This is a genomic window from Rhodococcus sp. KBS0724, assembly GCF_005938745.2.
Classification (GTDB): Bacteria; Actinomycetota; Actinomycetes; order Mycobacteriales; family Mycobacteriaceae; genus Rhodococcus_F.
On record NZ_VCBX02000002.1, the window covers coordinates 290,945 to 304,051 of the forward strand.

The window sequence follows — 13,107 nt, forward strand, 5'->3', positions numbered from 1 at the left end:
ATGAATATCGACGTCACCCAAACTCTGTTGTGGGAGAAGATCGTTGATCACCAAGGTGACGGTCGCTGCGCTACATCTGCGGGAGCTGTTCGACGCTGACCCGCACCGTGGTCGCGACCTGACCGTCGCCGCCGGTGACTTGAATATCGACTACAGCAAGCATCGGGTGACCCGCGAGACCCTCGAACTCGCCCGGACAGCCGGGGTAGAGGGACATCGCGACGCGATGTTCGCAGGTCGCGGTTCAACGTGTCCGAAGACCGATCGGTTTCTCACGTAGCACTGCGAGAGCGCCGTGGTACTGCTATGTATGTGGACGGACGGAATGTCATCGGAGACGTCCACCATGTCTTGGACCAGATGGGTGAATTTGCCGACCGAATACGATCCGGATCGTGGCGCGGAGTAACCGGAGAGACCATCCGAACCGTCGTGAACAGAGGATCCGCCGGATCCAACCTCGGTCCGGCGGATCTACTTTCTGTGCTGCCCTACCTCGTTCCGGTTACTACGCTTTTCATCGTCGTATCCAAGACGTTCTCCACCCTGGAGACAATGACAAATGCCACCGCCGCGCGCACGTGGCTGGTCGAAAGGCTTGGACAAGACGCAGTCTCGCTGCACTTCGTGGCGGTTTCCACCGACATCGATGATGACCATTGGGCGAGACCGCTTTGCGGTTTGCCTTCGGCGCGGCGCGGCGATGCGATGTTTTTGCGGCGCAGTCGATTCGTGGCTCTTGCAGTTGGCGTCACCGCGGTCCTCGCGGTGGGTCCTGCACCCCTCGCCGCTGCGGAGCCGGCACCGAGTGGAGATCTTCGTTGGGAGTCCTGCCCGGCCGAATATCAGCTCGATCCGGCATCTGATCAGTGTGCTTCGGTCACCGTTCCCCGCAACTACGCAGAGCCTGACGCCGGCACGATCGACGTGCTCGTCACCCGGCACCGTGCCGAGGATCCGGGCTCGCGCAAGGGTGTGCTGTTCACCAATCCGGGTGGGCCCGGTGGAGATGCGATCGGCTCGAACAGGATGTTTGTCGACGTCCTGCCCGGTGCGGTCCGTGCGCAGTGGGACGTGATCGGGGTCCAACCGCGCGGACTCTCGTACGCCGGCGCGCTCGCGTCGTAGTGGGCCCCGAGCAGGCGACGGCGGCGAGTCTCGGTTTCGGTGGGGCTGCGGCACGAAACGCATGCGAGGCTGGTGCGCCGGGCGCCACGGCGCACCTGACGACCGAGAACACCGCAAAGGACTGGGAACAGGTCCGGGTTGCGCTCGGCGAAGATGTCATCGACATCTACGGCCTGTCCTACGGCACTATTCTCGGATCCACCTACGCGACGCTTTTCCCTCAGCACACCGGCCGTATGGTTCTCGATTCCGCGGTCGACCAAAATTGGTTGTGGAACGAGGTGTTGTGGCAGCAGAACGACGGCTACAAAGCTCGCTTCTACGACTTCATGGATTGGATCGCCGCCAACAACGACACCTACGGACTCGGCGAGACGCAACTGAAGGTCTACCAGCGGTGGTCGGACCGGATTGTGGCGGAGGCCGGTGGTAACCCGACGCTTGCCCAGGTCGGTGACGTACCGCCCGGCCTCGAAGCGCTCGCGGAAGCCTACCGCCGCGGGGTCGATCTGACCGGACCGGCGCGCGTTCAGTTCGAGGCGTTCATTCGGGGCCTCGCTGATCCGTCGCATACGCAGATGTCGTCGAGCATCTACGTGATGACGCGGCAGGTGCTTCCGGCTCGGAACAGTTGGCCACTGATGGCTCGGATAATCCGCGACGGTGTCGAGGCGATTCCCAGCGGTGCCGGGATGAGCGACATACCGGAGCAGGAGTTGGAGCGAATTGCTCAGTCCCAGATGATGCAGGCACTGATTCTGTGCAACGAGAACAGTGTGGCGGATCGGCCGGATCGAATCCCGGGTTGGCTGTTCTCGACGTTCGTCACCGGAGATCTCTTCGAGCTCATCGGGTACGGCTACAGTGCTGGGACCTTCTGTGCCGGTGCGGCTCCCGTTGCCGCGTTGCCCGAATTGACTAATCGGGGACTGGCGACGGCGCCGCTTGTTCTGCAGGGGCTGCGTGACCCGCAGACGCCTTATCAGGGTGGGGTGCAGCTCGCTCGCGACATGGGGGCGAATCTGGTCACCGTGGACGGCGGCGATCACGGTGTGGGTATCCAGGGTGGTAACGCTGTGATAGATCAGGCCGTCACCGACTACCTCGAGACCGGGCGTACCACGGTCACACATGCGCCCGAGGCTCCGATCACCGCGCCGCTGTGAGGCCGTTTCGGTTTTGACGGGTGAAGGTGCACGTCGCTTCGCGTGGAGGTTGGCTGTGTTGACACCAGGCAGGCACGGTATTGCCCGCGGTGAGGCTTGCCTTTCGGCGATGGAGGGTCCGGGGGCGGGCCACGCCCGGCCGGCTTCTCTCGAATGCGTCTCGATCTCGCATACCATCGTCAAGCTCAATGGAAATTTGGTTATGGACCACTATCGGTGATTGATTCTGAATGTGTCAGTGACTGAGAGGTATTCGTTTCGGGGGAGGTCTAATCCGGCTCGTCCCGTACATGTTCGAGGCCGCGTACGAAGCGATGCAAGTGCGGGGTGATCATCTGCTGCGACGGTCGATGTGCATCAGAGTGTCCGCGGGAGACTCCCAGGGTGGACTCTAACCTCGATTCTGTTGTCCGGTCAGTGCCAGTGTGATCATTTCCTTCGGTTTCGCGTAGCAGTGAAGTGGTCCGTGTGTAAGCCGTGGTCAGTCCGTCGATTTGCTGGACACATGTGCGTCGGTCACAGCTGGTGTTCGAGCACAGAAATCGACGCACCCGCGCGGCAACGTAATTCGATCATCAAGCTATAGCAGTATTGGCGAGCATTCGTTCGTACCGGTGGTTCACTCGTTTCGAGGAAACATCGGGGACTGCCCCCGGTTTGGTTGACATCTGACCTGTGAAGATCAGTCTTCACGGTGAAAGGATGTACATCATGCCGAAGCCGTTCCCCGAGGAGTTCCGCCCGCGACGTAGTCGCGGTCGCCCGCAAACGCGAGGCCCCACTTTTCCAGATCGCGAAAGACTTCGGTGTCAGCGAGGCAACGCTGCACAACTGGCTCAAGAAAGCCGACATCGAAAACGGCAACCGACCAGGAGCGGCGAAGGAAGAGTCCGCTGAACTGCGCGAACTCAAGAAGCGCAATCGACTTCTCGAGCAGGAGAACGAGGTCCTGCGTCGGGCCGCGGCATATCTCAGTCAGGGCATTCTCCCAAAATGATGTTCCCGCTGGTCCGCGACCTCGCCGTAGATGGAGTTCCCGTCACGGCGGGCTGCCGGGTGCTCGGTTTCTCGACGCAAGCGTTCTACAAAATAGCGCCAAGATCCTGTGACACAGAGAGATTGGGACGACACACATCTGATCAACGCCGCCTACGACATTCACGCCGACGACCCGGCTTTCGGATATCGATTCATCGCCGACGAATTACCGAGCCGAGGCATCATCGCCGGTGAGAACCGCGTTGCCCGGTTGTGTTCGCAGCAACGGATCTGGTCGGTGTTCTCGAAGAAGAAGGGACTGAACAGGAAATCGGGTCCACCGGTCCATGACGATCTCGTCGCCCGCAGGTTCACGGCACAGAAGCCGAACCAGGTGTGGCTCACGGACATCACCGAACACCGGACCGATACCGGAAAGCTGTACTTGTGCGCGATCAAGGACGTGTATTCGAACAAGATTGTCGGCTACTCGATCGATTCGCGAATGAAAGCGTCACTAGCTGTCCGTGCACTGACCAATGCCGTCGCTCTCCGGGAGCCGGCCGGGACGATCGTACATTCCGGCAGGGGCAGCCAATTTCGGTCGAGAAAGTTCGTGCACGCATTGTCGGACAACGGTTTACAGGGTTCCATGGGAAGATTTGGGGCATGCGGCGACAATGCCGCTATGGAATCTTTTTTCTCGTTGTTGCAGAAGAACGTCCTCGACCGTCAACGGTGGTCGACTCGTGAACAGCTGCGGCTTGCGATCGTGACCTGGATCGAGAAAACCTACCATCGCAAACGTCGGCAACGACGCTTTGGAAAGCTCACACCGATCGAGTTTGAGACAATCACCCAGACCGCATACGCGGCCTGAAACTATCAACCCCACAAGTCAACCGAAGTGGGGGCAGTCCCTCGCGCGTCGGACAGTTCGCTGAAACAGGCACACGAAGGCATAGCAGAGTCCCACTGAGTTGGGCTGTGCTGAGTGCACAGTGCTTCTGGATTGGACTAACTCTGTATCGACTCAGAGATATGTCAAACCCTGTGGATCATAAGTTTCAGGCGACCTCCGTTCCGGTTGAATCTGCTTGACCCGGTGCTGATACCGGCGTGATGTCGGTGGGTCGTTCAAGCAGTTTCCCCTTGCAGAATGCGGCCCCGGCGCGCACAAGCGCAACCGAATGTGGGACTTTGACCGTCCGCCAACGAGCCTGTGCGGCGTCAATCAGCTTGTAGGGCATGGCAAGTCCTGCAGCGGGGACTGTAAGAACAACGGTGTACTCTGAAAGGAGATACGCCACTATGAGTGACGTGATTGATCGTGAGACGGACTCGGTTCGGCCGGGTATCAGCGATGCGCGGCTCAAAGAGCCGGTCGAGCAGGCTATTGCGTTCCTCGGCAAGTGCGAAGCTGACACAGCGGCAGGCGGCCCATATGCGACTCTCGCTGCGAGCTTCCGCAACGCAGATTAAACGATAATCTCGTCGCTGACTCCGGTTAACCAGTTCGGGCAGGCGACTACCGACGGCCCGTTTTACATCGGGGGCACCGTTCCGGCGAGCACCGCGTCTACCTGCGTTGATCCGGGAGGGCGGAAGCGGGGACGGGCAACTTCCGTTTCGGTCAGATCATCCTGTGAACCTGGCCGCGCTTGGGCTCGTATAACCTGTCCGTAATTGCTCAGGTTAGGCGACTCTTGTCGTAGATCAGGCCGAAGATAACCGCAAACACAGTGAAGATGCACAGTGCAATTACTAGCCATGTCTTCAAGCGGCTCGCTAGATCTGCACGCCTAACCTTGCGATCAACCTCAGGCCGGTAGTGTTTAGACATTACGAAATCTTCTCATACGGCAATTCTTTAGACTCTGAGCAGTGGGGTCTTTTGTCCCGATGACAGTCCGTTTACCCTGTTCAGGACCAGCGCGTCTTGTCGTAAAGAAGGCCGCAGGCGACTGCTACGGAGGCAAGGATGCATAGCCCGATGACGAGCACTGTTTGCCAGCGCTTCGATTTGTCGATATACCTGCGCCTGCGTTTCGTCGTATTTTCACCAGCGAAGTTTCTCATGCAACTGGCTTGTTTGCTCGCCGAAAACTGGACCCGCCCAGAAACTCTCGGAATGAATGGAGCAGTGAAATTGAGGCCTTGTCGGGCTGACTTTGCGGGCGGTCCGACAAGGCCTACCCCGCCGACGATCTTGGGGATGTCACGTCGGCGGGACCACTCGATCACGCAACTGGCTCAGCAGTCAGTGAGAGCAGAACAAACATATATGGCATTGAGTGTCTAGTGCCAGTCGTCCCGCATAAGTTCACCCATGATTTCACCCGCCCGGGATTGCTCACTATGTGTCAGTGACTGATATACCTTTTCGTGGCCTGGCACCTTCAGGATGCCCGCTGTTTTCCGGTCATTTACCTTGCGTTTCTGTCTGGCCGCGATGCGTTGCTAACAGTGGAGAAGCGGAGGCATCCGGGGGAGGATTATGGATATGACTCCCGTAGAAGAAGAGCGTCAGATCGGTCTGATCAAAGGCCGATTGGCAGTGAAATTTCCGAACGCGACCCAGGAGATTGTCGACGGCACGGTGAATCAGGCGCATGCTCAGTTCGCGGGTAAGAACATCCGCGATTTCGTTCCACTCCTGGTTGAGCGTCGAGCCAATGACCTGCTGTCATTGCGAGTTGCGCACTAGCGTTGCCGATACGGTGGGCTGATGGACAATCCCACCAGCGCTATGCGCGCATCGTGACCCCACAGAAGCGTGGTCTGATCCGGGATGTCGAACGGGCTCGTGTCCTCACGGCGATGTCGGCAGTGTGTAGGTCGCGGACGCCGAGCGGCGGGCCGCTGTCGTGGCCGGCCTTCTCGCGGGTGGGTCGATTCGGGAGAAGGCGGCACTGGCCGGGAAGTCGACGCGGCCACAATTCAGAAGTGCGGTCGTAACGGTGGTCAGGTCAGGCTCGACACCGCGCACGGTGCGCTAAAGTATCTCGGATTTGGGGAGGGCGACTTATGACTCCGTGTTATAGGCTTCTATGAGGGTCATCATTTGCTCTCACGTGACGGCTTGTCCGTAAACGCGGCCTACCCTCGCCGCAAAAGTCCATGCGTCATCGACAATCTGCTTTTCCAGAATGCACTTTAGTAGTCGGGGAGGATGCGGTTTAAGCGTCTCGTGTGCCCATGCGATTGCGTCGCGGTCGTTGTCGAAATCTCCACGTGCAAGGACTGCATCGTCAGGGTTGTAAACGATCTGATAGCTCGGCACGGGCCAAGAACTTTACGGAGCACTCGCAGGTTGCACTGATGATGTCCGGTCCATGAGGCGCCCAGAATTGTTCATGCGCATCGCACGCACTCCTTCAAAGTTGTATCAATAGAATTCAAGCTCATCGTGAGATTGCGGCTTGTAGGCAGGTCAGAAATAGGATAAAAGTTAGGCAGGTCCCCGCCGACTGGGATGGGAGTCACTGCCGGCGGGGCCTGGCACCCTTCGGCGGAACTGTTTGTTCAATTCTCGAAGTAGGGGCACGGTAAAATTACCGGCAGCAACTCGGCCTCGCCACTTACGTACCAGTAGTGACGCAACGCCCGAACGGCGGTGAGAATTGGGGGCTTCTTGTCGTCTACGAGGCCCAAAATGCAGGTACCTCTGTAGGTACTTCGGCCCGCGCATACCGCACCTTTCACTGACAGATTTAGAAGGTACCGATACACAGTGATCGAAGGTGATGGCAACGATGACGTTAAGGGAACAACTGGACACTTGTCAGTTTCTCTTGAACCGTGCCCAGCTCGCAGAGGACGACGACGCAATTCAGCGACTCTCGGAACGTCGAGACACGTTGGTTAGACAGCTGGCCAGCATGGGAGCCCACCTCCGCCTGGTGTAGACGGCGTAGCCGGGGCTGTTGTCATTGCTGCCCGGTGGTTTCATCTCCAGGGACACGAAACCCCCAACCTCGGCGAGAGGCTGGGGGTTTCGTTGTCATCCGCGCTGAGCACACAGCACGGTGACCCACTATCCGCGCCGAGATCCACTCCCCTCATAGTGAATCCCTGCATGTTCACGGTAAGACTCGGCGAGAAGCAGATGCAGGTTTTGACGAGAATTCATCATGCAGGTGACCAAAATCCAAGCCTGTCTGGGGATGGACGGTATTCGTCGCCGCAGGGGAAGAGCTCACCGGCGCGGGAGGTGGACGTGTCGCGTCGGTGAGCCGTACGCACCGAGTCGGCCGATGCGCAGCTGTGGGGCCCACCCCCGGCGAGTGACAGCCGGTAGGCGGGCCGTGGGCGACGGACCCGCGTTCGAGAAAATTCCCGTCGGGCAAGAAAAGGTAACCGGGAATCGGTGAACGTAAACATGTTCAGTTCCCCTCTGAGTATGGGGATATAGGTTGGGTCGCGGGCAGTTGTCAGCCGCCTTTGAGGATCATGAAGCAGGTGTGCGAACGGTACGGGCTGCGCCGTTCGATGGGAGCTACCGGAATATGCTGGGACAACGCCGGCGCGGAGAGTCTGTGGTCCACGTTCAAGCACGAGTACTACTACCGACACACTTTCGCATACGCCTCTGAATTGATTGCTGCAGTTGACAACTGGATGCACATCTACAACACTCGCCGCAGGCACTCCACGATCGGGATGCTCAGCCCCACGAACTACGAAAAGTCACTGACCACGACCTTGATGGTCGCGTGACCACTGTCCACTTTTCGGGGTGAACCTCACTGAAGTGTCAGTATTTGGTGACACGTTCAGTGGACCCGACAGGCAAGGGCCAGGCACGATGGAGCATACGGTGGAAGCCTGCTCTGAACGCGTTTGCGATCACGTTCGCCGATCGTTGGCCGGGATCGGAAACTTACTGATGGAAAACAGCCGAAACACCGTTAAAGAAATAGACCCTTCACGCCATGGGTGGTTCACAGTTGTGTCAGCAGGGGGAGTAGGGCGGCGCCTGTGGAGATGGTGATTCCTGCGGTGCCGGCAACGATGCCGAGTAGGGCCCGCAGCGATGCTGCTTCGTCGTCGGCAACGGTGGGCCGTGCCGTGGCGACGGTGCCGCAGATCGCTGCGGTTATGCCCAGTGCGAAGCCGAGTTCGACTATCCAGAACGCCGCAATGGACAGTGTCCCTAAAACGATCGACGCGGCGGGTAAGCGTGAGCGGTGTTGCTTTTCTGTTTCGTTGCCGTCGACGGAGGTGTACGCCGGGTTCCCGGCGTGGGGGTTGTGGTGGACAGTGGTCATGTTCCTCCTTCGTGTGGTTGATGTGGTGTCGACGGGCGTATGTCGGCATTTCGGTGTGAGGTGTTTTTGGTTTGTTCGATTGAAGAATTTCGTGCTGCGGTGTCGAGGCTGACTGTTTGAGTGGCTGGTTGTCGCGACTCGTCTGTGGGCCTTTGGTTTGTGGCGCAGGACTCATCAGAATTTAGCACTCATGGGTATCGAGTGCTAACTCTTTTCGTTGAGGAAATTTCACTGTTCGTCGCTGTAGGCGAGATTCTCGATCGGTCCATCCGGGCGGACATGATTCGATGTCGTCGCTGATCGAGGTGTTGCGCGGTTCCGACTATCACAGCGCTTTCACGTGATGTGAGTCCCCTGCGTCGGACGGGCGACTCGGCGGGACTGTTGCACAGTGGCCAATGGCGCACCATCTGCTGTATTGCGCAGTTGTTCTACAATTTGTAGAGTGATCTGGTGCACAGTGATATTCCAGAGGTTGGCAATCACATCACTTGAACCTGGAGTTGAAGTAAATGGCATGCAGCCAACTATCACCACCGAGCGTTGGGGCGGTCCACGCACTACGATCCGCTATTTCAACTCATGGGTCGCGAGGGGACGGAGATGGGTCATTTTGCTTGGACGCATGTCGACTGGAGGCCTTTCTGCTGTTGGCTGGCCAAGCGGTGACGGGCAAGGAGACGAGCTTTCTGGGTTCTGACATGGCGTTTTACCATGATCAATTGGACAATTGTCATCATCAGGCGACGTCCTTGCCCGTGCACTCCGCTTTGAGGTCAGTGACGTCTGGCGCAAGCTGGAGTCGCGTGGATGTCGGATTCAGCGTGTGGCGGATCGTACGTATCCAACATGAGGTCAAGGGCGACAAGAGACCGCGAGCAACGGCTAGCGGTGATTCGGCCTCGAAAGCCTGTGAACGGCTTTTCACGTTGGGGGTTCACCGCCTTTGTGGCGCCTCGGGCCGACGTACCGCGGCACAATCCCACTCGATCAGCTCACACCTAGCTGTTTGGCAGGAAAGGCGTTTTTCATTATGACCTTTGCAGATACCCCCGCTGGACGTCGCAAGGTGGTGGTGATCGGTTCCGGTTTCGGGGGCCTGTTCGCAACCAAAGCTCTGCGCCGCGTCGATGTTGACGTGACGGTCATCGACCGTACGACCCATCATCTGTTTCAGCCGTTGCTCTATCAGGTTGCAACCGGCATTCTCTCGGAAGGTGAGATAGCGCCCGCGACCCGCATAATACTCAGGAACCAATCTAACGCGACGGTACTTCTCGGTGACGTCACGACGATCGACCTGACCGAGCAAACGGTGATCTCCATTCACCAGGGGCGCACGACGGTCACCGAATACGACGAACGCATCGTGTCTGCCGGCGCTCAGCAGTCCTACTTCGGTAACGACCACTTCTCTGAACACGCACCAGGGATGAAGACAATCGACGACGCCCTCGAACTGAGAGGTCGGATTCTCGGGGCGTTCGACCGTGCAGAACTCGCTGCCGACCCCGTGGAACAGGCGAAACTACTGACTTTCGTGGTGGTCGGGGCAGGCCCGACAGGCGTCGAAATGGCAGGACAGATAGCCGAGCTCGCTCACCGCACCCTCCTCGGTGCATACCGTAGCTTCGACACGCGCGATGCCCGAATAGTCCTGATCGACGCGGCTGCTACCGTTCTGCCCCCGTTCGGGGATCGATTAGGTGCGAAAGCGGCAGCAACCCTTGAGAAACTCGGCGTCGACGTCCGCCTCGGCACCACGGTCGTCGATGTCGATTCCGAAGGACTGACCGTCCGCGACTCCGACGGCAACGAATCCCGTATCGACTCCGTATGTAAGGTGTGGTCCGCTGGTGTGGCCGCGAGCCCGCTAGGCGCTCAACTGGCACAACAAACCGGGGCCGAACTCGACCGATCCGGTCGTACCGCCGTCCAGGACGACCTCACACTTCCCGGCCACTCCAAAGTCTTCGTCGTCGGTGACATGATGTTCCGCGATCGACTTCCCGGAGTTGCTCAAGTCGCCATCCAAAGCGGTCGCTACGCGGCACAACCGATCAAGACCGAGAGCGCCGCAACCACCGAGAATCGGCCCTGTCACCCCCGGGTCCCGTTCGAGTACCGTGACATGGGATCGATGGCGACCATCGCCAGATTCAAAGCTGTTACCAAGATCGGTGGCTTTGAGCTGTCCGGACCGCTGGCCTGGGCCCTGTGGTTGGCCGTGCACGTGGCTTATATTGTCGGATTTCGCAGTCGGATCTCCACCCTTCTGTCCTGGACGTGGACGTTTCTCGGGTCATCGCGTGGGCAACTGACCATCACCGATCAGCAGATCGCAGCGCGCAACCCGATCGTGCAACTAGACGACCTCAAACGCAATGCCTCCGAGCCCAGTACTCCAGTACCTCATGGGAGCTGACCCCTTCCGAGCGTCGCCACGGATGACACGCGCCACGCACAGCCCCGCCGCGCTCCCGGCGGCCCTCGTCTCCCGAGAAACCCACGGATTGGATATGAGTGAATGAAGGGGTTCCGTGATGCGGTATGGGGTCAATCGTCAACAATTCGTGCGACAACCAGTAGTGCGCGGACAGACGCGTCAACCGGTTCGTTGTCCTCGTCGATCCCGCCAGGACAACCCAGAGAGATTCTCGTGCGCCCGGTTGCGCGCCGACAATACAAACTCTGTTTCCCCACCGGGGGCGGGTACAGGAACGTCGTCGACGCTTCGACTCCCACGAAGGGGAAGTCGACACCGATTTATCCGCCACCGTGCCAGAAATCAACTGAAGGCTCTCCTTCCCAACACATTAGGTATCAGACATGAACGAACTCGACCGCGATTTCTCAGATGGAGGCATCGCCATCGCACGCGAGACGAAGAGTGAGTCACTTGGGCAACCAGAAGCGCTTGGGCAACCAAAAGCCTTGTGGAATCTGTCATTCACCGAACTGTGGGAGCGTTTCAGCTTCTATGGCCTGCAGGGTGTGTTGACCTTCTACCTGTTGTATTCGCTCAGCGACGGCGGACTCGAACTCGCCCCGACTACGGCGGTCAGCATCGTCGGAGCCTACGGCGGCGCAGTGTACTTGTGTCAAGTACTCGGAGGGTGGATCGCAGATCGACTGGTCGCACCGCGACAGATGGTCCTGTACGGCGCTGTCATCATCGCGGCCGGCCACATCGCACTCGCGGTGGTCGATGGGATTTCAGGTCTAGCACTCGGCCTGATCCTGATTGTGTTCGGTACCGGCGCCCTCAAAACAAATATCACCTCCATCGTGGGAATGCTCTACGCGGACAATCGAACCGCACGCGATGCAGGGTTCTCGTATTTTTACATGGCCATCAATTCCGGCGCCGTTCTCGGACCGCTGCTGACCGGATTCACCCAAAATCTCTGGGGTTTTCACGCAGCCTTCAGCCTTGCTGCCTTCGGAATGGTCGGTGCAATAATCCAGTTCACCCGCAAGATGCGCGATCTTCCCCCAGCGTCTGCCCTGGTAAAGAATCCGATCGCACGCGGTCAGCTGGTCTACATTCTCGCGGCGGTATTCGGGCTTGCACTCTGCGCGACGACACTATGGTGGCTCGACGTCGCGAACGGCAACAACGTCGTGAATTACATTACCGCCATCGCGGTCATTGCAGCGATCGTCTACTTCACGGTGATCCTCCGCGCACCTAATGTGACGCCCACCGAAAAGCGCCGGATGCGGGGCTTCATCCCGATCTGGCTTGCTACTCTCCTGTTTTTCGGCATTTTCTTGCAGCAATTCACTTCTATGCCATTGTTCATTACAGATCGGGTAAGTCTCGACGTCGGTGGTTGGCAGATTCCCGCGCCTTGGATGACCGCAATCGGAGCCCTCTGCTCAGTCGCAGTGAGCCCGTTCGTTGCGATGCTGTGGATGAGACTCGGCGCCCGGCAGCCAGGAACCCCTGCCAAGATGGCTATCGGATTGATGCTCGTGGGAGGGGCGTATCTTCTGCTTCTTCTATCGGTGTTGTTTCCGGGTAAGACGGTGCCGCCGGTGCTCGTGTTGGTGTGTATGGCGATCGCGGGGGTGTCCGACATTTTCGTTGTACCGCCAGGGCTTGCGATCGCGACGCGTATTGCACCCGAACATTTTCAAGCGCAAACCGTGGCATTGCTTTTCCTGGCGCTTGCTGCCGGATCATCCATTTCCGGATTGCTCGGTACGTTGTTTGCCAAGGTATCCGCCGAGGAGTACTTTCTGTTGGTTGGTGGTCTCGCCCTTCTAGCCGGAATATTGCTGGCCTTGTTTGCCAAGAGAATTGGAGCATTCACCGATCGACAATAATGAACGGGAGGGTAATCCGTCACAGCCTGGTGCCGTTCAGTTGTCTGGCTTGAGATCGAGGAACTCAGGGTTCCGCGGATCTGCGCTCAACCTTCTCCGATCACGAGATCTGTAGAGGCCACGATCGACGTGAAAGGTGCAGTCATGCAACGGCGGTGCTCGACAATGCTGGAGACCAACACGATCTTGTACGCCTGCTTGCGCTAGATACGGACTTCAGTTGTCGGCTTGCC

At 58.6% G+C, this 13,107-nt stretch carries 6 protein-coding genes and 5 pseudogenes; 9 read left to right on the forward strand and 2 right to left on the reverse strand.

Translation table 11 applies throughout. The annotated features are described in order from the left end of the window. From FFI94_RS32260 to FFI94_RS32270, 3 pseudogenes are all read left to right on the forward strand, one after another. A pseudogene (locus FFI94_RS32260) lies at nucleotides 1-654 on the forward strand (glucose-6-phosphate isomerase); the annotation flags it as partial. Nucleotides 655-708: 54 nt separating this feature from the next. Next, nucleotides 709-2,294 (forward strand): annotated as a pseudogene (locus tag FFI94_RS32265) (alpha/beta fold hydrolase). Between the two features lie 711 nt (nucleotides 2,295-3,005). Next, nucleotides 3,006-4,152, forward strand: a pseudogene (locus tag FFI94_RS32270) (IS3 family transposase). Between the two features lie 187 nt (nucleotides 4,153-4,339). On the opposite strand, the pseudogene FFI94_RS32275 reads toward FFI94_RS32270, so the two are convergent. Next, nucleotides 4,340-4,537, reverse strand: a pseudogene (locus tag FFI94_RS32275) (IS256 family transposase); the annotation flags it as partial. A 46-nt stretch (nucleotides 4,538-4,583) separates the two neighbouring features. Here FFI94_RS32275 and FFI94_RS33935 point away from each other — a divergent pair. The 4 genes and pseudogenes from FFI94_RS33935 to FFI94_RS32290 form a co-directional block, all read left to right on the forward strand. Then, nucleotides 4,584-4,754 carry a hypothetical protein gene (locus FFI94_RS33935; protein ID WP_185993486.1) on the forward strand — a complete coding sequence of 57 codons (171 nt, stop codon included), beginning with the start codon at nucleotides 4,584-4,586 and terminating at the stop codon, nucleotides 4,752-4,754. Nucleotides 4,755-5,775: 1,021 nt separating this feature from the next. After that, entirely contained in the window at nucleotides 5,776-5,979 is a 204-nt protein-coding gene (locus tag FFI94_RS32280) for a three-helix bundle dimerization domain-containing protein (RefSeq protein WP_138873944.1), read from the forward strand. Nucleotides 5,980-7,724: 1,745 nt separating this feature from the next. Next, on the forward strand, nucleotides 7,725-7,991 hold the full coding sequence (locus FFI94_RS32285; protein WP_138873945.1) for an integrase core domain-containing protein: 267 nt from the start codon (nucleotides 7,725-7,727) through the stop codon (nucleotides 7,989-7,991). A 26-nt stretch (nucleotides 7,992-8,017) separates the two neighbouring features. After that, nucleotides 8,018-8,161: pseudogene (locus FFI94_RS32290) on the forward strand (IS256 family transposase); the annotation flags it as partial. Between the two features lie 54 nt (nucleotides 8,162-8,215). On the opposite strand, the gene FFI94_RS32295 reads toward FFI94_RS32290, so the two are convergent. Beyond that, a complete protein-coding gene (locus FFI94_RS32295; protein ID WP_260684565.1) occupies nucleotides 8,216-8,542 on the reverse strand; it encodes a hypothetical protein in 327 nt (108 codons plus the stop codon). A 1,033-nt stretch (nucleotides 8,543-9,575) separates the two neighbouring features. Between FFI94_RS32295 and FFI94_RS32300 the strand changes: the two genes are divergently transcribed. Together FFI94_RS32300 and FFI94_RS32305 are read left to right on the forward strand one after the other, a co-directional pair. Then, the gene (locus FFI94_RS32300) at nucleotides 9,576-10,967 is read left to right on the forward strand and encodes an NAD(P)/FAD-dependent oxidoreductase (protein ID WP_138873946.1); all 1,392 of its coding nucleotides are present in this window, start codon (nucleotides 9,576-9,578) and stop codon (nucleotides 10,965-10,967) included. Nucleotides 10,968-11,371: 404 nt separating this feature from the next. Continuing rightward, nucleotides 11,372-12,874 (forward strand): peptide MFS transporter, encoded by a 1,503-nt coding sequence (locus tag FFI94_RS32305; RefSeq protein WP_138873947.1) that lies wholly within the window; start codon nucleotides 11,372-11,374, stop codon nucleotides 12,872-12,874. The last annotated feature ends 233 nt before the right edge of the window (nucleotides 12,875-13,107 follow it).